The 26078-nt window shown below is 37.9% G+C and carries 21 protein-coding genes, 1 other RNA gene and 2 pseudogenes; 5 read left to right on the top strand and 19 right to left on the bottom strand.

The window, feature by feature from the left end:
• Positions 1-81 precede the first annotated feature (81 nt).
• Both ACRX5O_RS20085 and ACRX5O_RS20090 read left to right on the top strand, forming a co-directional pair.
• Complete coding sequence (locus tag ACRX5O_RS20085) at positions 82-978, top strand: LysR family transcriptional regulator (protein ID WP_433907601.1); 897 nt, start codon at positions 82-84, stop codon at positions 976-978.
• Between the two features lie 140 nt (positions 979-1118).
• Positions 1119-1249 (top strand): annotated as a pseudogene (locus ACRX5O_RS20090) (aldo/keto reductase); the annotation flags it as partial.
• 132 nt (positions 1250-1381) lie between these two features.
• Here ACRX5O_RS20090 and ACRX5O_RS20095 read toward each other — a convergent pair.
• The 15 genes from ACRX5O_RS20095 to ACRX5O_RS20165 form a co-directional block, all read right to left on the bottom strand.
• Complete coding sequence (locus ACRX5O_RS20095) at positions 1382-2959, bottom strand: SagB family peptide dehydrogenase (RefSeq protein ID WP_433907602.1); 1578 nt, start codon at positions 2957-2959, stop codon at positions 1382-1384.
• Between the two features lie 22 nt (positions 2960-2981).
• On the bottom strand, positions 2982-4928 hold the full coding sequence (locus ACRX5O_RS20100) for a TOMM precursor leader peptide-binding protein (protein WP_433907603.1): 1947 nt from the start codon (positions 4926-4928) through the stop codon (positions 2982-2984).
• Positions 4925-6838: a putative thiazole-containing bacteriocin maturation protein gene (locus tag ACRX5O_RS20105; RefSeq protein WP_433907604.1), complete on the bottom strand. Its 1914-nt coding sequence runs from the start codon at positions 6836-6838 to the stop codon at positions 4925-4927. The genes ACRX5O_RS20100 and ACRX5O_RS20105 overlap by 4 nt, the downstream gene beginning before the upstream one ends.
• A 157-nt stretch (positions 6839-6995) precedes the next feature.
• On the bottom strand, positions 6996-7319 hold the full coding sequence (locus ACRX5O_RS20110) for a heterocycloanthracin/sonorensin family bacteriocin (RefSeq protein WP_433907605.1): 324 nt from the start codon (positions 7317-7319) through the stop codon (positions 6996-6998).
• Between the two features lie 386 nt (positions 7320-7705).
• Positions 7706-7784, bottom strand: an RNA gene (gene ffs / locus ACRX5O_RS20115) — signal recognition particle sRNA small type.
• A gap of 193 nt (positions 7785-7977) precedes the next feature.
• Positions 7978-8751 (bottom strand): Cof-type HAD-IIB family hydrolase, encoded by a 774-nt coding sequence (locus tag ACRX5O_RS20120; RefSeq protein WP_433907606.1) that lies wholly within the window; start codon positions 8749-8751, stop codon positions 7978-7980.
• An 18-nt stretch (positions 8752-8769) separates the two neighbouring features.
• Positions 8770-9609: an SPL family radical SAM protein gene (locus ACRX5O_RS20125; protein ID WP_433907607.1), complete on the bottom strand. Its 840-nt coding sequence runs from the start codon at positions 9607-9609 to the stop codon at positions 8770-8772.
• A 59-nt stretch (positions 9610-9668) separates the two neighbouring features.
• Positions 9669-10277: an ABC transporter permease gene (locus tag ACRX5O_RS20130; protein ID WP_433907608.1), complete on the bottom strand. Its 609-nt coding sequence runs from the start codon at positions 10275-10277 to the stop codon at positions 9669-9671.
• Positions 10271-11044, bottom strand: a complete 774-nt coding sequence (locus tag ACRX5O_RS20135) for an ABC transporter ATP-binding protein (protein ID WP_433907609.1) — start codon at positions 11042-11044, stop codon at positions 10271-10273. The genes ACRX5O_RS20130 and ACRX5O_RS20135 overlap by 7 nt, the downstream gene beginning before the upstream one ends.
• A 19-nt stretch (positions 11045-11063) precedes the next feature.
• Positions 11064-11975 (bottom strand): glycine betaine ABC transporter substrate-binding protein, encoded by a 912-nt coding sequence (locus tag ACRX5O_RS20140; protein WP_433907610.1) that lies wholly within the window; start codon positions 11973-11975, stop codon positions 11064-11066.
• Positions 11976-11992: 17 nt separating this feature from the next.
• Entirely contained in the window at positions 11993-12646 is a 654-nt protein-coding gene (locus tag ACRX5O_RS20145) for an ABC transporter permease (protein ID WP_433907611.1), read from the bottom strand.
• Between the two features lie 31 nt (positions 12647-12677).
• Positions 12678-13646 (bottom strand): zinc-binding alcohol dehydrogenase family protein, encoded by a 969-nt coding sequence (locus ACRX5O_RS20150; RefSeq protein ID WP_433907612.1) that lies wholly within the window; start codon positions 13644-13646, stop codon positions 12678-12680.
• An 85-nt stretch (positions 13647-13731) separates the two neighbouring features.
• Positions 13732-14136, bottom strand: a complete 405-nt coding sequence (locus tag ACRX5O_RS20155) for an MFS transporter (RefSeq protein ID WP_433907613.1) — start codon at positions 14134-14136, stop codon at positions 13732-13734.
• 24 nt (positions 14137-14160) lie between these two features.
• Positions 14161-15060, bottom strand: a complete 900-nt coding sequence (locus tag ACRX5O_RS20160; protein WP_433907614.1) for a protein-ADP-ribose hydrolase — start codon at positions 15058-15060, stop codon at positions 14161-14163.
• A gap of 12 nt (positions 15061-15072) precedes the next feature.
• Positions 15073-15915, bottom strand: a complete 843-nt coding sequence (locus ACRX5O_RS20165) for an SIR2 family NAD-dependent protein deacylase (protein WP_433907615.1) — start codon at positions 15913-15915, stop codon at positions 15073-15075.
• Positions 15916-16087: 172 nt separating this feature from the next.
• Here ACRX5O_RS20165 and ACRX5O_RS20170 point away from each other — a divergent pair, with 172 nt between their 5' ends.
• Complete coding sequence (locus ACRX5O_RS20170; RefSeq protein ID WP_433907616.1) at positions 16088-16444, top strand: winged helix-turn-helix transcriptional regulator; 357 nt, start codon at positions 16088-16090, stop codon at positions 16442-16444.
• Between the two features lie 560 nt (positions 16445-17004).
• Positions 17005-20688: a pentapeptide repeat-containing protein gene (locus ACRX5O_RS20175; RefSeq protein WP_433907617.1), complete on the top strand. Its 3684-nt coding sequence runs from the start codon at positions 17005-17007 to the stop codon at positions 20686-20688.
• Positions 20689-21268: 580 nt separating this feature from the next.
• On the opposite strand, the gene ACRX5O_RS20180 is transcribed toward ACRX5O_RS20175, so the two are convergent.
• The 4 genes and pseudogenes from ACRX5O_RS20180 to ACRX5O_RS20195 all read right to left on the bottom strand — a co-directional run bounded on the left by ACRX5O_RS20180 (position 21269) and on the right by ACRX5O_RS20195 (position 25057).
• Entirely contained in the window at positions 21269-21982 is a 714-nt protein-coding gene (locus tag ACRX5O_RS20180; RefSeq protein WP_433907618.1) for a YwaF family protein, read from the bottom strand.
• 448 nt (positions 21983-22430) lie between these two features.
• A pseudogene (locus tag ACRX5O_RS20185) lies at positions 22431-22631 on the bottom strand (DNA replication protein DnaD); the annotation flags it as partial.
• 224 nt (positions 22632-22855) lie between these two features.
• Entirely contained in the window at positions 22856-23830 is a 975-nt protein-coding gene (locus ACRX5O_RS20190; protein WP_433907619.1) for an aldo/keto reductase, read from the bottom strand.
• 66 nt (positions 23831-23896) lie between these two features.
• Positions 23897-25057, bottom strand: coding sequence for an MFS transporter (locus ACRX5O_RS20195; protein WP_433907620.1), 1161 nt, complete (start codon positions 25055-25057; stop codon positions 23897-23899).
• A 348-nt stretch (positions 25058-25405) separates the two neighbouring features.
• On the opposite strand from ACRX5O_RS20195, the gene ACRX5O_RS20200 reads away from it, so the two are divergent.
• A complete protein-coding gene (locus tag ACRX5O_RS20200; RefSeq protein ID WP_433907621.1) occupies positions 25406-25951 on the top strand; it encodes a TetR/AcrR family transcriptional regulator in 546 nt (181 codons plus the stop codon).
• Positions 25952-26078: the final 127 nt, after the last annotated feature.

The following is a 26078-nucleotide window of genomic DNA, read 5'->3' on the forward strand; positions in this document are numbered from 1 at the left end:
TACAAAACCCTTATAAATATGTCTAATATATATTTATAAACCATTAATACTTTTAAAGTATTAAAAAGGAGAGAAACTAAGTTGGAATTGCGTCATTTGAAATATTTCAAGACAGTTGCTGAAGAATTGCATTTTGGCAAAGCTGCAGTTCGTTTAAAAATGGCACAACCGCCATTAAGTCAGCAAATTCGCCAATTGGAAGAAGAATTAGGAGTATCGCTTTTCCATCGAACGAAAAGAAATGTAGAATTAACAGAAGAAGGACAAGTATTTTTAGAAAATGTATATCAGATTTTTAATAATCTGGACGAAGCGATTGAAAAAGTAAGGATGGTGAATCGTGGGGAAATAGGAGAAATCGTTATTGGTTTCATAGCATCAGCAGCATATGATATTCTACCAAACATTATGAAATGCTACAGAAAACAATACCCTGCAATTAAAGTAGTTTTAAAACAGTTAACCTCTGAAGAACAATTAAATTCCTTACATGATGGAACCATTCAAATAGGGATAATCAGTGAACCTACTGAAAGTGAATCGGTTAATTACGAAATAATAAGACAAGAACCAATGGTTTTAGCCTTACCGAAAGAACATCCTTTAGCTTCCGATACTTCTCCAATTAATCTTGTTGATATAGCTAATGAGCCGTTTATTTTAACTGGTAGAGAGGCAAATCCAAGACATTATGATGGGGTGATTAACAGTTGTTATCAGGTAGGGTTTAGCCCAAAGATCGTACAAGAGACAAAAGAAATGTCTAGTGTTATATCTTTAGTATCATCAGGAATTGGTGTAGCGATAGTACCAACTTCCATACAATTATTACTAAATAATGTGATTGTATACCGTGAAATAGAGAATATAACGTTTAATACTACTACAGCTCTAGCATGGGAGAGTGGGAATAGATCACCACTTGTAAAGGCATTTATTGAATTAACAAAAAACAAAGTCATTCCGTTATTTAAATAGAAGAAAGCTGATCTTCCTAAAAAGATCGGCTTTCTTCAACAAAGAAGGCATTAATCCTTCTTGGACTATTAAGACAGGTTATCGTCTGATAGATATCGCTGCTGTTTATCAAAACGAGGAAGCTGTTGGCATAGCAATTAAAAGGAAGAAATAACATGTTTGGAAATGAAGTTTTGGTTTCTATAGCTAAAAAATATAAAAAATCCGAGCCCAGGTGATTTTACGCTGGTTAACCCAAAGAGAAGTAGTGGTGATTCCAATTAAAAAGGAGATGTATAAGGTTGACGTTAAGATTCAACCTTTATACACTCCCTCAACTGGTGCGGCTCCCCAAGTATCTCTAACTATATCCCCTGTTTCAGCTATAGCTCTGAATTCATGCTTTTTTTCATGAAGCAAGCTTTTAACAATGCAAACCTCCTACTAACCAAGGCCGATGTTGATAAGGACCAATGGGAATCTGGATGAGAGCCGTACTCCCTTGAGTATCCAATCTATACAGGTGATCACACAATTTCACATCATATCCGAGGAGTGGGTGCCCTCCTAATCCTAACGCTGATGCAACGATGAGTAATCGTTGCACGAGCATGCCTGCCTCCATCTGCTGGATACGATATCCTCTATATCCGAATGCGCCTTTATTGTAATCCTTCTCTCCTGTAACATGAAAGCAGAGTGGGACTTGGTGCAAATTGACATTATCCATTGACATCCCGGATTGGAGCAGGAGTCGGTGATCCCCGGGTTGGACCTGTCTTAGTGCATGGGCATGACGTTCATAGTGATATGCACCTTCAGGGATCCCTTCAACATTATACATACAAACACTTAGAGTGACGCGTGGCTCATGGTTATGATACACAGCTTCCAAATCATTTCGATACGAAAAGGAGTCCGTCGTCTCCCGCAAGAGATAAGCTACTATCTGTTGACTGACTTTTCCCAACACGAAATCCAGGCTAGGAGAAAATCGATTTCGACATGCAGTTGCCAAATCATATGACATCCACTCTGTTTCTGGCAGAGCTACCAGTTGACCTTCAGCTTTCACATTTCGCTTTTCCTTGACTAAGACAAACGAAGAAGGAGAATTTTGCATGGCTGCTTGATTTAATTTGGTTAACATGGGGAATTCTTTTACCTTCTTTGAGCGGACATAGTGATCAGGCTGAATCGCTTGTAATTCCCGGATCAGCTCTTCTGAGGATACCATTCTTTCCCTTTCACTCCCGTTTGCTGACCAAATGGTAGGTTCTAACGATAACGGGATGACCGCATAAACGCTTTCCTCTTTTTCCGATAATCCTAGCAAATGATTTACGGCCTGATCAAGATATTGAAAGTACACCCCCGATTCCCAGCTAAACCGTTTAGATACTTCCAATAGCTGCCCCATCAATACACCCGCATCCAAACCCTGCAGCCGGTAGGCAAAGTTATTATATTTGAAAAAATTTTTCCAAAACATCGTCGACACAAAAACCGTACCAAAACAAGAAGATACGTCACAGCGATGACCAAGAGCCCGAGCAATATATGAATCGAAATTGCCTTCTCGTAGTAAGACCAAGCGGTGGTGTGCCACATCGTAATGGTACAGCCCTGGGGACAAATCATCAATTTTCAGATATACGTATAATTCGTTTGGATACAACCCTCCACCCGATGGGGCAAATCTTCTGAACGATTGCATCATGTCTGTGTTGTTCTCTACAGAACTTGATGAGAAAACAGATTGACTAAATTGAGTCAGCCCGAAGACATACCATAGAAAATGACTGATTTCAAAAAGATCGGGCTTTATGGGAGGTTTAGAACCTTCAAGTGTCAACGGTACATTTAGAGATAATGGTACGACAGGCAAACCGCGGTATAGTTTATAGGCAAGTGGTCCATCCTCCCATTCCACTTCCCAATTCGGGATACTTGCCTTCTCAATATCGAAATGTAAATTGTGCAAAAACTCATCTAGATTCATACTATCACCCCCTAGTGACTGCTTATGGAAACGGATGCGGATGGGGATTAAGCTGTTCGGTCGTCAGCGGTTCCGTTGTATATCCCAATTCCATCGGGACCCTTAACACCCTCTCGAGTCCGGTTATTCGTGTAAGATGCTGTCCGAATGTCATCGGAAGCATTCCAGGAATCAGCACTTTCACACAATATAGTTTGTTTCGAAGCGTTTCCGGTGTCGACTGATCCACCACAATCACATCGAGGTTTAAACGGCGAAATTCTTGAAGAAGTTCCAATAGATCATCGGTAAGATCTAAATGCTTACGTCTAGAACCATATTCCTCATCAAAGGTTCTTAATGGGCGATTGTCCTCTTGCAAAAACTTTAGGCGCTCTTCGGCCTCCGGTAATCCATACAACATACCATGATCATCCATCTGTCTTACCAAGCTAGAGTCATGTAACATACGCACATACTCCGACTTGTTCTTCTCCAATTTCTCATCCAATGACAGCATCATCCCAGCTAACTCGTGAACCGCGGTTTTTACAGCCCGTATTGGGTCCAAATGAGCTCCAGCCGCACAAATCAGATTCAAACCTGTTTGCTTTCTATTTTTCGCGATTGCTAAAATACTGGGGATTCCGTTCTCCATGGTCGAGTTATATAAATGTAAATCATATCCGCCAACCGTTTGCATCCGGTCAATCATTAACAGAAGCTCTTGATCTGCCGTGGAGTATGGATCAAGACGCGGCAAAGGAAGCTGCGCGTACCAAGTCATTAAAAACGAATCACGCTCCACCACTTCCAAAATACCATAGAAAATAGCTTCTTCTAAACTACCTCCTAACGCACATCCGTTGGAAGTCTCATAGACGAACCCTCGCGATCCGCAGCCCAAACTGTAATAGGCCAGCAACTCGGGAACCAAGATCGGACGCTCCTGCAAAAATGAATATCCCCATACCCAATTGATGGGGCGATCAGGATCAAATTCTTCAAATGGAAAACCAGGTCTTTGGTACTGTTCTTTTTCGTGCACACCTACTTCAATCGGATGGAGTGCCTGATTTTTCAACCGGTTATAACTATCATGGACCACGGTCCGTTTACCACGGGGCTGAAGTCCACAGTACCGCTCCAATCCTTCCAATATCGCCGTTAACTCACTTACCGCGAAGGAGTTGGTCCGACCCGCTGTTCCCTCATCTCCCTCGAACAAAGGCAGATTAACACTTACATCCGCAAATGTATGAACAAGATTGACGATTTTATCATTTAAAAGCCCTGTACGTGGATCTAGATAGTCTTTCACTAAAACTGTACTCAGACTATCTAACGAACGGCTGCGGAATTGGTCACGGTTAAACTTCGGAGTATTTCTCAATGAAACACCTGCCATTTCGGGTGAATCTTCTGGTATTGAACTGCAAACAGTACACAAAGGGACCGGCAGGAACTTATGCCAGGAACTATTAAAGGTTTTCAGATTGAGAAAACAGACTTTTCCTTCGGAGGCCGCATCTTCTCCTTGTATGATTCTTTTTACCTCAGCTTCGATTATGTGTGCTAACTGTTGGAGTCCCGTACGTGATGCCCAAGCTTCCTGGTGCATTCCCCCATTTGACTCCAACCGCCTCTGCATCTCCCGCATGTCTCTACGGTCGTGTCCTGTCAAAAGACGTCTTGTCTCCACACATTGAGTGCAGCCCGGGGTACCAGGCCGAACCAGAGGACCTATGATTCCTTCTCCAAAAGAAACAAAACCTCGCAGCCATGGAGTGTTGATACGACGAAACACCTGTTCTGCTTGTTGATAAACCGAGGGATTCCAGACATCCTCCACCACCAATGCCAAATCGATGGTGGCTGGTAGGATGCTCTCAAAATTAGATTTACGAACCACTAGGTATTGAGAGGACATTTCTTCACATATGAGGTCTGACAATATCCCTTCTCCGACCACTAACACAACAGCACTCACTTGAATCCCTCCTCTTGAACCAATACCCCGAATACCCCTGCCAATTCCTGTTTAAGAAAAGGTTCCACATCAAGTTCATACACCTGAAGCTGCTTTCTGTTCCGTTCAAGGACTTTAATCGCTTCCTGGAGGTCCTCGGACTGAATCCTGTCTTCACACGTAGGAATTTCTATACTTTGCGGTTCTTTTTCATCCAAAAATAATGAGGTAGATTCCAATGATCGCGGTGTTTCCGATTCTCCATGGTTTTGGCCTTTTGCAATAGCTTGCTGCAGCGCGTTTCGCAGTGCCAAGGTTCTATTAATATCTACACTGCCATACCATCCGTCTCTTGTGCCAACCCACACAACCGGAAATCCCGACACATTCTCCCCTAAGGCAATGGTCGGTGCACCTTGCATAGTCGTTAGGGACTGCAAATAAAAACGGCACCGTTGATCCTCTACCTTCCTCAACTTCACTATAGATACGGAATAACTCGGCTCACGGCTTTGTCTGATTAACTCCTCTTCCAAACATTTTTGCAGCCCCCGGCAAACCCCTTCCGCGAACATAACACCAGCAGCTACTTTCACTTGTGGAGGCAGTTCAAGGATGTCGGCCATTTTTGAGACATACACTTCTATTCCGGTCAGCCCTGCTTCTATTCGGGCTTCCTGATGTGTCAGTGCTGAACATACCCTCTCCTGGAATAGGTCAGCAGGTCCTTCTGCTAATGGATTGGCCGCCTGAACGGAGCACTGCGATAATGGTAACTGCTTTAAATCTCCTTCCTCCCATTTGTGAAAAATCCCCGATACCTTGGATGTCAGCTGATTAAAGTGAACCAGTAATGGACTCGGATCACGATTCTCTGTTCTCTGTTCCAGTCTTACATCGATATCCTCTACTAATCTAACAGACGGATGTCCAGTTACTAGTGGATGAGGAATGAACGGATGCCAGTTGCCTTCAAGTGTTTCTAAATCAAGGAGAAAGAATCGTTCTTTCTGTTCCTTTTTAGACACACCTGTAACATGCTTATACAACTCAAATACAATTACATTGGCAAGCATGGATCCTGCTGTCTGAGAATATGCGGAAAATAGCTGGTCATTGGTGAGAGCTGTTTGGTGAAGACGGCGCCATGCAGACTCCCAACACCCCTCTGAATTTGGATGCACGATCGGTCCAGCTAACCCGACCTGTTCCAAGCAAATAGCAGGGAGAAACACCTTCTTCTCATCCCTGCTAACCTTATGTAGAAGTCGTAGTTCCTCTACATCAGCCTTTTCTGAAACATACAAAATGTAATCAAACGGTTTCATCACTTCCTGCCAATCTCTTTCCTTGTTTTGGGTAAGCTCCTCTATCTCCACTTCATCGTCTGTTTTACGGGCACGAGCCACAAGTTCGTTCAACCGTCGTCTATTGGTCTGATCCGTATCCATTATCAGGATTTTGAACTTGGGATGTCCGGAAGTAAGTAACGAAGAAATCAACGAAATAAAAAATGGCCCTGATCCTACAGCCAACACTTTCGACTGTCTATAGCATTGAAAACGGAACGCTCCTGAATCTATTAAGTTATCGACAAATTCGATTTGAGAAGCATGTTTTTTTAGGACCTGTTCTGTCAATTGATGCGGACGTTCTTGGCTTACATCGCGAGCAAATCCGTTGCTTACTAGCGTTTCTGCAATTTCAAACACTCTGTCCCGGTATGGACCCGGTAATCCGGTTGTCAAAAACTCCAAAGTGTGCTGGCCATTAAACATCGGCATTAACTTTTCAACCCACTTATCGATCATACTGCCTTCCATACGGAAGGAACTTACATTGTTCCGAAAAAACACACCGCTGTTTGGGTATGGGAGAAAAAACGTGTCCCTTTTTACTTTCAGACGCGCAGAAGGGGTTAAATTTGTCACTTTCGTTCCTCCTTAGGTCCTCATCATTAATTATCATCACTATTATCCTATGTACTGCAATTTGTCCCTTATGTTTATACTTATAGAAAAGAGCCCCTGCGACGATTGCAAGGGCTCTTCTCTATAAGCAACTGGGTTTCCGTTTATCAAGCGAAAACTACCTTCCTCCGCAGCGTTGTCCTCCACCGCATCGATGTCCACCGCCACAATTATGACCACCGCATCGATGTCCACCGCCGCAATTATGACCGCCGCATCGATGCCCACCGCAATTAAAACAGTTAAAGCAACTGAAACAATTAAAACAATTAAAGCAATTAAAACAGCTGCTAAAGCAACTAGAACAACGGCCAAAACTACCCACACCTACGAATAAACGGTCCTGATCACCATAGAGTTGGTTTGGATCGTACGTCACTGGTTGGGAAGCTTGGAAATCACCGAGATTTAACGCTTGAAGTTCATTTTGAAAATCGTACATTTATTTAACCTCCTAAATAATTTAACCAAGGGCAGTTTCATTTTTAAAAAACGAGGTATGACAAAAGTACTTTAAATATAGGTGATTATAATGATTTCGAATCCTCCCCAACAAAATATGTACAATGGGTGGGTGTTGCTACTGATATAAAAGCCTATTTTGCTGATTTTCAGAAACTTCTCGAGTTACAAAAAGGGGTGCCTCCAAAAGTTATTATTTTGGGACACCATCAGGCTATGACACTACATGGAGGACTAGGGGTTACCGGTTAATTTGTATCATTAGGAGGATTTCATTAAGGAAGTTGAGGAGGTTTCAGGCAAGCGCCCCCCTCTTGAATAATACAAAACCCACAAAGAAAGAGTCTTTGTGGGTTAAACTTCGTATGTATCGCCACAAACAGGATTCTACTTAGTGCTGCTACCTTCCGGTCCTGACACATTTTCATAGCTCTGTCTTGGCTTGTTTATATAATAACAAATATTATGGTGAAGATAAATAACAAATAATGTTAACTAATATAAATAAAACTCTAACAAGGCAATGTCTTCTTGGAAAAAAACACTTTATGCTACCTGGAATTAGAATAAGTAGTGAAAATGGCTACTATTATTTCCTACATTTCAGGTTCATTTTATTTAGGTTTATTCTGACTCAATTAAATCAGCTGTAATGTTTTTAGTCCATTAAATATCCCGTCATCTACGTTTGAAGAAGTAACAAAATCACTCATTTCTTTCAGTTCAGGAATGGCATTCGCCATTGCAATGGCTGTCCCAACCAAAGAAAACATTTCCATATCGTTAATGTCATCTCCAAAGGCAAACGTATTTTCCTTTTTAATTCCTGATATTTCAAGAAACTTCGTAATCCCTGTGGCTTTCGACACGCCATTTGGTAGAACATCCAGCACAAAAGGGTTCCATCGAACAAACTTCTTATCTACAAATCGTTCTTGATATAAAGTTTGATCTGGATCCTGACAAAACAGTAACAGTTGGTAAATGGGATTGGTATGATAATGATTAGGATCAACGGACGGATAGGGCATATTATTGGGTTCATAAACATTTTTAATATATGGATGATTTTCAATGCTAGATTTTACATCTGAAAGGCTAACGTACGCCAACGCATGATTGTTACTCGTCGTAAATTGCGAAATATTATGTAGAAATTCAATATCTAGTTGCTCTTTGTGAATTTCTTTTCCTTCGTGTACAACGTATTGACCATTGATTGATATATAGGAATCTATATTTAATTCATCAAATACCCATTGAACCTTTGCAGGTGTTCTCCCTGTTGCAATTACTGGCAAGATATTATTCTCTTGAAGTTTTTTTATAGCTATTTTTGAAGATTCTAGCAACTTTTTTTCCTTATTGAATAAGGTTCCATCCAGGTCAAAAAAGACCACTTTTTTATCCATACTTCTCCCCCACTTACTCTAGTTTTCATGTGGAAATGCTTCTTCCTTAGAAACTCGGATCATTTCACTAGGAAAGTATTTCTGAAAATATTTCTCCACCCTAACATGTATATCCGTACGGTACCACTGTGATAGTTCATGCTCTTCGAATAATTTGGGCATACCTAGCCTTTCTGACCGTTTTCCCATGGAGCCATCTCCAATACTCAGGGTGTCAATCCAAATATGGTCCACCATTCCTTCCAACACTTTAGGAAATTCAGGTGTAAATGGCAAAACAGGAGAAATTGAGGCCTGTGTGGATATTCCTGCATCATGAATTTGTTTTAGAGCTTTTAACCGTAATCGGATTCCTGGCGCATACGGAGCGAAAATCTGCTTTACATCTTCCCTATCCGTTTCAATGGTCACAGATACAAGAACTCTACACTTTTCTTTTAGTTTGACTAACAGATCAAGGTCCCTTGTAATAAGTGGTCCTCTTGTTTGAATTTGAAGGAAGTCAGGAGGGTTTTCAATCATTGCTTCTAATATTCCCCTCGTTATTCGGGCCTTCCGTTCAATGGGTTGATATGGATCCGTTGCAGATGCCATGAAGATATTTACTGAAGCTTCTTTCTTACGAAGTTTTATAATTTCTTTTCGGTAATTTTCTGCGGCATTTGATTTTATGTCCAGCCAATCTCCCCAGGGAATTTCTTTGAACTTTTGTATAGGCAGTTCTCTTACGTAGCAGTATTTACAAGCGAATGCACAACCACTATACGGATTGATAGAATGGGTAAATCCAACATCCAAGTAACCCTTTGCTTCCGTTAGGATTTTTCTAGAAGTAATTTCGTTTATGATTACATCCATCTTTGCTCGTTTCTCCTTTACCTACTACCTTTACAAATTCGAGAATTCTTTTTTCATTCTTATATTCTTCTCTCAATACTACTTAATAAGGCGTTGGAACAAACTGCAAGAAACGCTGCTAATAAACCGCCCCACAAGATCTTAACCGTATTCACCGTTCTAAGGCCATCAAATAAGATACTTCCTAACCCACCTGCATTGATGGTAGCAGCTATCGTTGCGATCCCTATCGTAGAAACGGTTGCCAGACGAACACCTGTAAATATAGCTTTCATCGATAATGGGAGTTTAATTTTAAATAGTACCTGCATATGGTTCATTCCTATACCAACTGCTGCTTCAGTAATGGCGGGGTACACTTCATTCAAACCAGTCATGAAATTTCGTAATAAAAGATACTGATTGTATATGACTAATACAATGATAGCCGTTATTTGTCCTAAGCCTGTTAAAGGGATTAGCAAAGCAAATAGCGCTAGGCTAGGGATCGAATAAATAACAGAAAACGTATAAAGGAACATCTTAGATAGTACTCTTGAATAGACACAGAGAATTGTCAAAATAGATGCTACTACGAATGAAACCAATAAAGTAATGACCACGATTTCCATATGTTCTATCAAAGCAGTTCCTAATTTGTCTGGATAATTAATAGCATACTCTAACAACGCAACCCCTCCCAGAAACTCTCTTGGTTTCTTGATGATGCAATGAGAGAAGAAACAAATTCATCTGCAGGATGAGCTACAATATTTCTTGGTGTGTCAAATTGACATACCTTTCCGTTGTTCATAATAATAACCCTCGTCCCCAATTTAAATGCCTCATTTATATCATGGGTTACAAGTAAGAAAGTCTTTTTTAATCCCCCGTGAATTCGTAATAGTTCATCTTGGAGATTCAACCGAGTAATCGCATCTATGGCGCCAAAAGGTTCATCCAATAACATGATTTTTGGATGAACGGCCAATGCTCTTGCTAGTCCGATCCTTTGTTGCTGCCCTCCTGATAATTGGGATGGGTATCTTTTTTTAAACTCGCTTGGTTCTAGTCCTACTAGAGTTAACAGTTCATCTATTCGCCCATCTATATCTTGCTTACTCCATTTTAATAGTTTTGGAACGGTAGCAATATTGTCGGCTATGGTCAAGTGAGGGAATAAGCCCACTTGCTGAATCACATACCCTATTTCCCTCCTTAACATAACTGGATCTACATTTGAAATGTCTTCATTAAATAACTGTATAGAACCACTATCAGGATCATATAACCGATTAATCATTTTTAACAAAGTCGTTTTTCCAGACCCTGATGAACCCAATAATGTGATAAACTCTCCCTCTTCAATTGTAAGGTTAACTAGTTCAATTGCATTGGAAGATGCATGTTTAAATTTTTTACTTACGTTTGTCATATCAATTGCTACTCGAGACATAATTCCCCTCCAGAATCAATTATTTGATTGATTCATAATACTCCTTTGCTACTTCTTCATACTCTTCTTTGTCGACATCAACTTTAGCATTTAATGCTGTAATGGTTTTCGTATCAAGAGTAGCACTCATGTTATTAATAACTTCTTTAATCTTTGGATTTGCTTCCAGAACATTATTGCGAATAACAGGTGCTAAATTATATGGAGGCCATACTTGCTTATCATCTTCTAATAGAGTAAATTCATCTGTATTTACTAATTGACCCTCTGTAGTATAGGCAGGAGCTACATCTGCTTCATTGTTTCTTAATACTTCATACTTCAATCCGTTATCGTAAACCTTGGAAGATATCCAATCCAATTTTCCATACACCTTTTCTAACGCGGGAATACCATCCTCTCTTTGATCTACTTCACCTTGTGAAGCAAATCTAAGTTTACTTGCGTGTTTCTGCAGATCAGTAATGGTTGTAATCCCATACTTCTTTGAGATATCCGTACGAATAACCAAACCTGCACCGTCATTAGCTTCAGAATAGTCTAACCATGTCACATCAAACTGATTATCATATTCTACTTTTACTGTATTATAGACTACCTCTGGATCAGTAATTAAATCCTTTTTTAAAATGGTTAATAGCCCTGTACCCGTATATTCAGGATACATATCAATTTCATCATTGATAAGTGATGTATGAATCACAGAACCAGCAACATTCGGAACTCTTTCTACCTCATAACCTGCATCTTCAAGTGCTAAGGAATATAATTCACCCACAATTAGATTTTCTGTAAAATCTTTTGTACCAACACGTATGGTTTTTTCTGCACTACCATTACTATTTTCGTTACTACTACCACAGGCGACTAAACTAAACATCAAAGCTACTCCAGCTATTCCAGCAAGAAAGTTCTTCATTCCTTTTCTCATTTATTAAATCCCCCTATTTATTTAATATATTTGAATTTCAATAGACTTCTTTCGAATAAATCTAGTAAGAGCCCCGCTAAAATGGAAACGATTCCCACAGATACCCCTCCGATGATTAGCAAATCCATACGATTTAAACCTAAGCCAGTATAAATAATCCCACCAATCCCTCCTGCCCCTATTTTTGCTGCAAGTGTGGCACTAGCGATAATCTCAATCATTGCGGTTTTAGTACCTGTTAGGATTAGAGGCATAGCTAGAGGAAATGTAACCCTCCTAAAAACCTGCTGATCTGTCATTCCCAAACCATGAGCCGTTTCTAGCAAAAAATCAGGAACACCTTTTAATCCTATTAAGGTATTCATCAGAATGGGTGGTATGGCTAATAAAGTAAGTGCCACAATAGCAGGTACGATCCCCGTTCCTAAGATAGGAATGAATAAAAATAAAATAGCTAAGCTAGGTATAATTCTTAATACCTGAAAGATTGAAATAAAATATATCTCCATGAATTTATGCTTGGCACATAAGTACCCTCCTGGGATTCCAATCATCATAGCAATGATCAATGCCAATATACTAATCTCTAGATGCTCTCTTAAAGCAAATAGAAAAGTATCTAAATTACCATTAAAGTAATCTATTATTTGAAACCATATATGACTATTCAATATTACCCTCCCCTCAACTAACTCAGTTTGATTAAGGATTCACAATGACTATTTTGCCATTGGCACTATTACTTTCCATCAGGAGGTGAGCCTGGCTAATTTCCTCTAAGGTAAACACCTTTGCAATAGGTACTTCTATTTGATGCTGATCAATATGTTGAAATAAATCCGTTAGCAATGTCTCTTTAAAATTTACTCCACTGTCGAACTGGGAGAAATATCTACCAGAAGGAATGTCTACCATAGGTTCAAAATGATCCATTTCCCATTCGTTACCTAAAAGTCCTGCCATACAAAGAACCCCTTTTTCTCCAAGCAATCTCAATGAATCTTTTAAAGTGACCGTTCCTACTAGTTCTAATAGTTTATTTACCCCCTGAGGAAAAGCGGCGTGTAGTTGGCGTTGCATACTTCCGTCATCCAATAAGACAAAGTCAGCACCATATTCTTTCAATATTTCAACCTTATCTTTATTCCGAGTACTTGAAATAACCGTCGTTCCAATACTTTTGGCAAGCTGTAATGCTGCCAAACCTACCGAACTCGTACCTCCACGTATGAGGAGGGCGTCCTCCCTTTTTAGCACTAACACATCAAATAACGAAGAGTAAGCTGTATAGTACATTTCAGGAATGGCCGCTAATTTCACCCAATCCATTTCATTGTTGATTGGATAAACTTGAGTAGAAGGAATGAGTGAATATTCCGCGTACCCTCCATCAAATTCACGTCCAAGTCCTCCCATTAAGGAAACTACCCTCTGTCCTTTTTGAAAAGAACTGTCCGATGGATCTGCAATTTCCCCTACACATTCTATCCCCATAATTCGTGGTAGTTTTACCGAAGGAGAGTGACCTTGCCTCGTATAGATTTCGGAACGATTGATCCCAAAGGCCTTTATTTTTACTAAGACCCATCCTGATCTTACTTTAGGTATGAGAACTTCTCGTACAACTAATGCCTGAGCAGTACAAGCTTTTTCTAATACAACAGCTTTCACTTGTATGGACTCCTTTCAATTTTGAGCTTTATCATTACATTTGATTTTCGAAAGAGGTCAATGGTCTAGGCTTCCTAACAAAGTACTACGTTAATTCAACTCCGCTATACATATCACTAACGATTGCACGAGAAATAACGATCCCAGCTGATGCAGAAAATCCTTGTATGAACCATAAAGCGATAAACACCCCAATATTTGGTACAAATACACATGCGAAGGAAGAAAGGAAATAAAGAACCATAGATATGATTAAAGGTTTTCTTCTTCCATGAATATCACTCAAAGAGCCCATGACCAGCATTCCAACACTCATTCCAAGCATACAAGCGGTTAGACTGACTTGGATCATAGATGCGGTTGTTTCAAAGTAACTCATCATTTGTGGGAACGCTGCAAGGTACGTATCGATGGTGAATGGCCCTAATCCAGCAAACACAGCTAACAGCAAAGCAAATCGTAAAGATTGTTTATTTTTCTTTAAATCCATATATGTCAACTCCTTTACTACCTTTTAGCTTTGAAAGACCTTTAGGTACTCCGTGTAGTCTTCATCACTAAACACATTAAAAATTACCTTTTCTATATGGTGAGGATGTTGGCTTAACCAATTATTGACTGTATTAACCGCAATTTGGGCTGCCTCTCGTTTAGGAAATCCAAAAACACCTGTTGAAATGGCACAAAAAGCAATGGTTTTTATTTTTCCTAATTCGGTTGACAGTTCCAAACAGGAAGTATAACAGGAAGCTAATTCTACTTTTTGTTTTTCCGTTAGTTCCGTGCCCTTTGGAACAATTGGTCCAACTGTATGCAGAACAAATTTGGATGGCAAATTATAACCTCTAGTAACTTTTGCACCTCCCGTTTCTTCTAACTCCTCTTGGAGAAACATAATCGTTTCACAGTCTTCTCTTAGCTGCGGACCCGCTGCGGAATGAATGGCATTATCAATACAAGCGTGTAACGGTTGAAAACAGCCTAACATGTATTTGTTTGCTGCATTCACAATGGCATCGGTACGTAATCGAGTGATGTCTCCTTGCCAAAGAATGAGTTTATCTGATTGATTGAAAGAGTTAGTTGGCATCAAACTCGAGACTGTATTTAGTTGATTGACTTCAACAATACCTTTTTCCTTTAACTCGTTTTGCAAAAGAGAATCTAATTTTGCTAGAAAATCAGAATTAAAAGGTTTAGGTTCTCTACGATTTAAAAGTCCTCTTAATACGTTTCGTTTGTCTGAATACTTACAAGGAACTTTAATATTTGTCAGGTCTTGGCTTTCATCAAGAAGTTTTTCTATTAACTCGTTTACAATAGCTTCATTTTGGTTTATATAAAGTAACGATGGTTTATATGGCTCTTTTAAATGAATGAGAGATGAATAAACTTCTAAAGGCAATTGAGGCATTTTAACACTCCTTTACATCATCAAGGAAGATACAACTTCTTGAATGTCTTCGCTAAAAGCAATGGTTTTCGCTTCTGTTTCCTTAAAACCTTCTGGCTCATCTCTATTAAATCGAATCAATGTTGCATTATCACTGTGATACGTCATCCTTTCAAATGGATAACGAATGATCCCAGGGGTATTAAATCCGACCCCTAATTCCATGTATACGATCTTTTTCCCTTCTGACACCTGAAGGAAGTCTTTGTATAACTTATCTAATTCATACCATCTTTCATCCTGAACAAAGAATTGGTCCTTCCTAAGGTTCACATCCATCATTCCACCGCAAACGGGACACTTAGGAACCAGATTAGATGGGACTCTACAATCAACTGTCTTCATAAGCATTTCATTTACCAGTTGTTCGTTATCATATAATTTGTTATGGCAACCTATAGCGCATTGTAAGTACCGATAATCACCCTGAATTTCGAAAACTTTATCAGAAGGGAATCCTGCTTTTTCAAATTGACTCTCCACATTTGTTGAGATGACGAAATACTTTTTATCCTTTACTAGTTGAAATGTATCCTTGTAAAGTTTAGTCGCACCTACGTCATATCGATTCAAATGGATGTGTTTTGCCCAGTATGCCCATTTCTCCTCCTCTGTTTCAAATGGGTAAAAACTAGAGGTATAAAGGTCGGTAAAGCCATACCTTCCTATAAATGCACCAAAATGATCTGTGAATCGTTTCCCGCTATAAGTAATCCCTGCAGCAGCCGATAAACCAGCTCCGCCACCTATTAAAATATATTCAGCTTCTTCAATGGCCTTTTTTGTCTTTGCTATACGTGTCATATAACTACTCATTAGTTGGTCCTCCATTTATGTGAGATTTAAGATTTGAGACATATATGACATGTTTAAATTGACACGGCTCCAATTCGTTCATAAAATCATGATAAATAGCTTAGTAACTTTTGAAAAGTAGGCACCTTAAGGTTGTATAGTAACCTTTTAGTAACTAATGGAGGTTTTTAAAATGGAAATGAAAAAAGAAATACCTGAATGCCCCGTCGCAACCACTGTTGGTTTGATAGGAAATAAGTGGAAGTTACTTATTCTTCGTGAATTATTGAGTGGAACCAAACGGTTTGGTGAATTAAGAAATGGAGTCCCTGGCATAAGCCAAAAGGTCTTAACACAGAATTTACGGTCAATGGAAGAGGATGGAATTATTCAACGGCAAGTGTATGCAGAAGTTCCGCCTAGAGTGGAGTATTTCCTATCTGAACTAGGTAATACTCTCAAACCAATAATAGACGTAATGGAAGAGTGGGGATTGGGTTATCAAGAGATAGCTAAAAGGGATACAAAAATCAGAAATGAATTAGTGTAGTTTGAGATTTAGTCATTCCTAAAAAAGGAAGTCAACACTTATTTTGATTTCTTTTTTTAATTCTATTTTTTGGTTTAAAAAACTAAACAATTATCCATTTACTCGTATTAAACTCAATATCCTTTTTAATTATTATTATGTTGCTTATCAAAATATATCTATTAAAAACTTACCTTTTAGAAGGAATAACCCAATGTTTCATTTTAATAGTCTGTTAAATAAATATAAAAATCATCTTTAATATTCTTAATTTGTTGAAACAGTTGCCTGTGCAGTTACAGTGAACATAAAACACAAAATAAATATAAAAGCGGTATATAGCTTCATTGCAATCACCTCTATTATACTTTTGTGCTATCTGGTGAATTTTATCTTTTTATGTTAGACTGCTCCGTTAGACCAATAAGAAAAAAGACTGCCGTAGCGATCGTCTATCGAGTTCTAGCCCCCGTGGGACTTGATTCCAAACATCAGAGTAATTGTTCAATGATAATAGACAACCATTATTACCAATGTTATCCTAAATTTATATTTTCTAACATAGTAAAGGAGTGTTGACAATGGTAGAAATCGGTGCCGTTATCTCAACGATATTACGTTTATCTGCTAGTCCCCTTAAAAACAAATTAGAAAGACAAGAGTTTGTAATTGAAGTCTTAAAGAAGCTCAATATCGACCCGACTCACCCTCCCACAGATTTTGATGCTGTCTATGCCTACTCGCTGGTTGAATTCGGTATTAACCAACCTGAGATAGTACTTAACTTTTTCAGAGATAAAACAGTTAAGGACACCTTCCAATATGCTTTTAACAATGATAACCCTACATATTTTTTAAAGGAGAGTCAAGAGATTCTCCAATGGCATGAATTAGGTAGCGAATTCAAAAAAATAGATTATGATCCACGTAGATCTTTTGCAGAATTTACAGTTATTTTCACCACAATAGTTGATAAAACTAGAACACCAGCAGAAGTCCGTAGAGACTATAAGATTACTGATATACAAAACACTATACAAGAAATAGAGTCCAAGTTAAAACCATTGGAAAATATAGAGAGGTTATGGGAAGTATTAGAGGAAATTAAAACCTCCGGTAACGATCTTCCCTCCAGCCAATTTTCACTATCTCCCACTAGTAATAAATTAAAAGTTTTTATAAGCTCATCACGTGATGAGTTTAGAGATATCTTAGATATGCTTTCTAGTAATTTAAAAGAGCGAGGTATTGATGTATTAATTTTTAACGATAACAGTTCTGCTGCCCCTGTAAGTAAGGAAGAGAAATATATCTTAGATCTAAATGAAGCAGATATTTTTGTAGGATTATACGGAGAGAAACATGATTTACAGGTAATAGAAGAGTATCACCACGCACGGAACCTACATAAGCCATGCTTTATATATGTTAGAGATCAACACATTAAAAGGGAACAATCCCTAGAAACATTTTTAGAAAAAGATATCTTCAACACAAACAAAGGTGTTACGTATAGTTTTTTTGAAAGAGCTCTAGATTTACATAACTCTGTAGCTGAAGATATCATGATGTGGTTTGTAAGACGACACAGAGAAATGACAGCTGAAATAGCTCAAGCTAACCTTTCGGATGACGAAATTAATAAACTTAAAGATGAGGTAAAACGATTACAAGCATCCAGCGTAAAAGCATTACCTTCAGGAACAGAAATTGACTTTTTATCAAATCAAATGAGGATATGGTTTGATGCAATTGGATATAAAATTGAGCTATTCCTGCATGAAGAGAAAGATTACTTTGAATGGGTGATTAATATCCCTAAGCGAAGAGGATATGACAGGATATTAGTTCAGGGTATAGTTGGAGAAATCGAGGGATACCATGTTGTAAATCTGAATAAAAAAGTATCTGATACTAACTGTGATGAAGGATGGGTTGTTAGTTCACGTAGAGTAAGCCAAATAGCAAAAGACATGGTGAATGATAGAAAATCTTCAAATGTATTGTGTTTTACATTTGATGAATTATTAGATGATCATGCTGATTTTACTGGCTATTTAGACTGGCTAGAAAACGAAATCAACCAACGACAGATCAATTCTAACTATGTCCCCTTAGCATGTATAAAGGAAGAGTTTGACCCACTTACCAAGGAGAAAATTGGTGAAAGTTTATATAATCAAGGGAATGGTTGGGTAGAAGGATATATAGATCGATGGTTAGACGATCCTGCCAAGAAACATATTTCAATCCTCGGAGAATTTGGTACAGGGAAAACTTGGTTAACTATGCATTATGCTAGTCAAATTCTCGAAGAATATCGTTCTGCTAAAGAAAGGGGAGTTAATCGTCCTCGAATTCCATTGGTCATTTCACTTAGGGATTACGCAAAAGCTGTTTCTGTTGAATCACTTTTTTCTGAATTTTTCTTTAGAAAGCACCAAATTCCTATTCCACATTACCATGCATTTCAGGTCCTAAATAGGATGGGAAAGTTCATTTTAATCTTTGATGGTTTTGACGAGATGGCATCTCAGGTAGATAGACAAAAGATGATAAATAACTTTTGGGAATTAGCTAAAACAGCAGTCCCTTCTGCAAAGATCATACTAACCTGTCGAACTGAGCATTTCCCAGACGCAATGGAGGGACGTAGCTTATTAAATGCTGAACTACATGCTTCAACAGCTTCCTTAACAGGTGAACCACCACAGTTTGAAGTTTTACAACTTCAAAAATTTGACGATGATCAGATTAGACAAGTATTACTAAAACGTACTAATGAATCTACAGTAGATAAAATTATGAAAAACGATGATTTAAAGGATCTAGTGTCAAGACCAATTATGACTGAGTACGTTTTAGAGGCTTTACCTGAAATAGAAAATGGAAAGCCTATTGATTTGTCTAGAGTTTATCTCTATGCTGTTGAGCGCAAAATGAAAAGGGATATTAAAGAAGAACGTACATTTACCTCATTAGCGGATAAGCTTTACTTTTTATCAGAATTATCTTGGGAAATGTTATCTAAAGATCAAATGAGTCTAAATTATAGAATGTTTCCTGATCACTTGAGAAAGCTATTTGGATCTTTTGTAAAAGAACAAAAAGATCTTGATCATTGGCATTATGATATGATGGGGCAAACAATGTTAATAAGAAATGCTGATGGTGATTATACTCCTGCACACAGATCACTTTTAGAGTTTTTTGTTGCATATAAATTTTCAGCTCAGCTTGGAATTCTAGAAGAAGACTTTTATGGATGTGCTAGAGAATCTGCAAATTTAGATATGTCAACTACTTCTATTGACTATACATGGTCTACTTATTATCAACGAGAGGTCACAGAAGGTACCATTCAGTCTATTTCACCTCTAAATAAATTTGAAATGGAAAGTTTAGACACTTTAGCAAATGGGTTTGGAAAAAAGACTCTTTCTAAAGCGATAATTGATATTATGTTGAATATGATTAATAAGGATGAAGCAAAACAAAAGCTTTTAATATTGATTCACTCTACTAAAGATAAGACCAAAGAAGAATGTCAATATTTAGGAAGTAATGCTGCAACACTATTGTTGAGAATAGACAATTCAGCTTTAAGGGGGATAGATTTATCAGGAACAGATCTTAGTGAAGCAGATCTTGAAGGTGCTAATCTGGCTGGAACTTGTTTTGACAATTCCAATCTTTCAAAGTGTAACTTAAGGCGTTCAACACTTAAAGGTGCTTCACTCAGAAATTGCATAATGGTAGATGCTACTGTTGTTTCAATGAATTCGTGGATAACTGGATTATCTTACCCAGGTGACCATGAAGGATTTGATGTAATAAATATAAATTACTTTAATAATGAATATTTGAACAGTCGCGATTCACTTGAATTACCATTCACGGTTAAAGATGATGAAATTGCAATATCTTTTGTTAGAGATCATAAATTTCTATGGCATCAAAAGATTGTTTCCGACTTTATTGTTGAGATTCAGAAGATTGGAGACAATATTCATATTTTAACAATTGAAGGAGATTTCTGGGTAATTGATTATCGAACTGGAAATGTATTAAAGAATAATAACATTGATACCAATATTTTCCGTTGGGATAATGCAGATGTTTCAAACGTAATTGGCTTAAATGAAGAAAACTTACATGCTATAAAAATACTAAAAGCTGTTAATGTTCCTACACATAGCTATAACACTAGTGAAAAAAGAATGTTACTTTTTCCCAGATTAGTGAAGAAACCTGTAAATAATTAGTTTGCCTATTGGTCTATTTGTTTTCCTATATACCTTTACAACCCTAGGCTTGTATGTAAAGTAAACGATGAGTTCCTTAGTAACCAACTGTTCTTAGTTTGTAAAAACCTTTACACATATTTTTGGTAAAGGTTTTTACATTACATTTTTTAGTATTTCTTATATGATTCTAAAACATCTTTTTTAAATTTCTTTTCACTTTGTTTAGATGTATACCATATTCAAGTTTGTAAAAATTATTTGATTGGTATTTACTTTCCATTTTTTACATGCGGACAATTTGCAGTTAAGTAATATAAGCGTTGTTCTGTAACAATGTTTTAATCTTTTGTTAAGCTTTTTCTAGACCATCAAGCCTTTAACTCAACTATCTTTACTCCATCTATCAACTCACTCCTTAGCCCCTAGCATATTCTCGAACTGCGGAGTAAAAGAACTAGTAGTAATCCATAACCTCCGACTTCTTCTTTTTAGATACTTGAATGAAAAATGCAATAGCATCAAATGGTAAATCTCCTACCCTATATATACACTGAGGATACTACTAATAGGCTGTCCCTTCTTGGTTATTGGATTTTTCTTATAGCTTCCATCGTTGAAATAAAAGAAAAGGCAAATAGAGCAATATACATAAAGCGAGTGCAACTACCTCAAGCGAAAGAATATACCAAGGCCATGGACCAAGATAATCAAGCAATGAGACAGTTTCAGGTTTTCTTGCTAGGAACATATAATTGGCTCCTGTTATAGCATTTACCGGAATCACAACCACCATGAGAACATTTAACCATAGCATCGTCCTTGCAACAGATCTCCAAGTCGGTCTAAAACCTTCTACAGCAGTCATAAAAATAGCCGTTAACACAATTCCCCCGTGTCCGATAAAAAAGTAAAAATACCAAAAATGAGGAAAAGCAATATCAAGCACAGGAGTTAATAACGCTTGCAGCGCACCAAGTGTACCTGCAAAAAAGACGAACTCATACATGTAGAAGTTTGGAAAAATTAGAAGTAAAATCGATAAAAGCAGGGTTAATGTACATAGATGAAACGGCAGCGATTGCTCTGGTGTCCAATTACCGGTATTGATGTACCAGAAATGTAAACCTATATGTAATAAAAGCATTAGCAAGGCCAATCCGTAACGGAAATTACGATTCCACCCAGGTTTGCGTAAATGCGCTCGGAACCAAATGACTGTCCCTAAGACCAATATAATAACCAAAAGCGCCACACCATGCTGAAGCGAATACATTTCAAATGGATTGCCATAATGACCAAAGAATGTTTCCATTAGCCCCCTCCTATTTTCACTAAGTAGTATACTCTCTACCAAATATTAGTGATTTCCAGTTATATAATAATTCTTAACCAAATCGTCCTTCTTAAAAGCTATATACCTCTTCTATTGTTAAGACGCAATAAGCTGCTAGTCATTTTGGCTGTAAAATCCTAGAATCATCTAACCAAGCTAACAGCTGCTCTTTTCCGTTTTCGTAAAACCAAATCCATTCGAGTCCCAAAACTCAATAATTTCTTTCACCTCTTCTGACTCTTAAGTTTCATGTGGAGACGCTATCTACTATTCTTCTCTATATCAGGACTAAAAGCTTTTTGTTGTTGTTGTTTTTCTTTTTCTTTTTTCTTTTTTCTTTTTTTTATTTTCCCCACGTATCGTATCATGACACAGGGACGTATCGTCTAGATCTTCACATGCTATATCTTTCGGTTTCTTCTTCACTGTCCGTTAATGAATGCACACTTTCGATGGAGTAGCCAAAATCAAAAGCCATTTGCTTGTTCGTAATTTTATAGATTCCAATTCGTGTCGAATCTGGATTGGTAAGTAGATACAGGTAGAAGTATTTGTTCTCTGGCGTCATCTCCTCAGAGACAATCGGGTTCTTCCAGAAATTAGTACGCACCATTCTGTATTTTTCCATTTGAAACCACAATCCCTTCATCTATTTAATTCCTCTCATAGATGATATATAAGGAAATGAGGCAATTGGTTATGTATTTTTCAAAAAATATTTATCTATTTAATGACAGCGGTATATATGTCTTATTTACCAAGCCGATTACACTATCAAGTGCTGTGCGAATGAGAAAAATTAAACCCCTGGACCTCTATTTAAGAGACTCAGGGGTTTCAAGGTATATGCGATTACTTAAAACCAACAATTTGATGTGGTACGTACGGCTCTTCTAAATAAGCAATTTCTTCAGGTGTCAACTTAATAGAAAGAGCAGCTACCGCATCCTCTAGGTGAGATAACTTGGTAGCACCAACAATTGGAGCAGTTACAGGTTCCTTCTGAAGTACCCAGGAAAGTGCGATATGTGCACGTGGAACTTCATGTTTCACTGCCAACTCTGCCACTCTTTCAACAATTAAACGATCCGTATCTGCATTGTAAAAAGTACTCTTTGTACTGTCTTTTTCTGATCGAGCCGTAGTATCTTCCCAATTTCTAGTCAATTTGCCGCCTGCAAGCGGGCTCCACGGTATAACAGCGATCTTTTCTTCTTTACATAGCGGAAGCATCTCCCTTTCCTCTTCACGATACAAAAGGTTTAGTTGATTTTCCATTGATATAAAACGAGTCCATCCATTTTTTTCAGCTACATGTAACGCCTTTAAAAATTGCCATGCAAACATCGATGAAGCACCAATATATCTTACCTTCCCTGCCTTAACCACATCATGTAAAGCTTCCATCGTTTCCTCAATAGGGGTGTTATAATCCCAACGGTGAATTTGATATAAATCTACGTAGTCTGTTCCTAGTCTCTTAAGGCTATTATCAATCTCCCTCATAATTGCTTTTCGAGAAAGACCTTTACTATTAGGACCGTCAGACATTGGGAAATATAGTTTTGTTGTGATAACTATTTCGTCCCGATTTGCATAATCCTTTAATACACGTCCAACAATTTCCTCGCTCGTTCCATTTGAATAATAGTTTGCTGTATCAAAAAAGTTAATTCCTAAATCAAGAGCTTTTTTAATAATGGGACGACTATTCTCTTCATTTAATGTCCAAGCAGGATATCCCTGATCAGGTTCACCAAAACTCATACATCCAAGACAAAGTCGAGACACATCCAAACCAGTATTTCCAAGTTTTACATAATCCATTTTAACTTCCTCATTTCCAAAATATTATTTAAGGGTTGAGACCAATTGTGGGTGCTACATCCCATTTTAAACAGCGGCATCAAGATCCCTATTTTTCTGTACCAACCTATTCACATAAAATCTAAAGACTACTAATGCACACCCTACAGACACTGCACTAACGATGAAAAGTACTGAATAACTTGTGTACTGTGATATCCATCCCAACATAATTGATCCAAGTCCAATACCTAGATCCGTTGCAGTAAGCAAAGAAGCATTAGCTATCCCTTTACGATCTGGACGAGCAAGACGTACGGTGGCTGCTTGTAAAGCAGGCGATGCCGAACCGAAACCTATCCCGTATAAAACAGCTGAAACGAGTATTCCCATTAACCCTTCCGCTAGACTCAAGGAGATGAGCGCTATTATTGTTATACCAAGAGCTGGAATAATCACAAACTTCTCTCCATGTCGGTCTGAAAGTTTTCCTGCAATAGGGCGACTAAGAACAAGAGTTGCAGCATACACCAGAAAAAAGGCTCCAGAATTAACGGCAAGAGAATTCGTAAATAAAGGGACGAAAGCTGTAATCCCACCATACGCAACATTTAAAAAGAAGACTGAGATAGTAATAGGTAGGACTGATTTTTCAAAAAGCTCTATTTTTTGCGTTCCCGTTTTCTTCGGTTGGAAAGGTATTTTAGCACCGAACATCAACAATAGGGCAACTAAAGAAAGACCGACTGAGATGAAAAACAACGCTTGATAGGATATGTTTTGTGTAATCCATATTCCGCACATTGGCCCAATTGCCATGGCGAGGGTCATGGCTGTGCTGAACCAGCCCATACCTTCCCCTCTTCGTGTAGAAGGTATAATATCTGTAATGGCGGTAAAAATGGCAGTGGTTGAAACGGCCCAACTAAATCCTTGTAAGATCCGTAGGCCTAGTAAAACAAAAACTCCACCAACCCAGCTATAGAAATACATAGCCAATGTAAAAATTAGAAGACCCCATAAAATAAATGGTCGCCTACCGTAACGATCTAATAGCCCTCCGATGATTGGTCTAAGAATAACAGCAGATAGCATAAACGCACCCACTACCAGACCCACCTGACTTTCGCTTCCCCCAATGTGTTTAATAAACAGCGGCAGTGTTGGTAGAAGCATATAAAACCCAGTAAAAAGGAAAAGCATACTTACGGTCATAAGAATAAATGGCTTCGTCCATAATCGTTCCATGTTGTCATCCCCCCTAGATTACTAGTTAAATAGAAGCGACTGATTCTTCTCTTCTGAGTCTTCAATACAAAGCCATTATGAATCTTCACTTTATCACCTCTACTAATAGAAAAAGCAAAACCTTACCCTTTTTAAGGTAACGGTTTTGCCTGATTTAACAGTTACAACCCGTGTCTCATGTTTACAATTATATATAATTGGAAAGCACTTTCAATTGTCAAAACAAAGGGGTTTGTAAATTAATAGACAAATGGTTGATTTTTGTGCAATATCTTTAAATAAATCATGTTACATTATTAGACATTTGTTTATAATTAAAGATAATTTATTAAAGTTGGTGAACATATAATGAGTAAAATCGATAGAAGAATACTTAAATCCCGAGAAGCTATTAAAAATGCAGTTGTTGAATTAATGTCGGAAAAAAATTTTGATGACATTACGATTCAGGATATTTCTGATAAAGCAAATGTAAGCCGAGGAACAATTTATCTTCATTATGTTGATAAATATGATCTGTTGGAAAAACTAATTGAGGAACATATTAATAAGCTGCGGGAGCTGTGCGAAGCTGCATCTGAATTAGAATACGGAGAAGCTAATTTACCGTGGTTTAAATATCTAGAAAATAATTATTTATTTTTTTCTACCATGTTGGCAAGTAAAGGGGCTCCTTCTTTTCGTAAGCAATTCATTGAATTTCTTATTGAGGAATTTACTGATGAAGTAGATGCTATAACTGGAGTAAATTCCGATGTAAATAAAGATATTATTCTACAATTTATTGTTACTTCTTACGTAGGGATAGTAGAATGGTGGTTCAAAAATGGAATGCCGTATTCTCCGGAAGTTATGGCAGAACAAGTTGGAATATTATTAGAGCGAAATTTGTAAGCCTACTAGGATTATTAACGCCAGGAAAACAAAGAAGGTCAACCACTCCATAAAGTGTACCCGTTGTAAAGGACATTTAAAAAAAGGTTATGCCACATCAAGAAGATGATTTCTGTATTCAACAGGG

This window comes from Robertmurraya mesotrionivorans, from assembly GCF_050971805.1.
In the GTDB taxonomy this organism is placed as follows: domain Bacteria; phylum Bacillota; class Bacilli; order Bacillales; family Cytobacillaceae; genus Robertmurraya_A.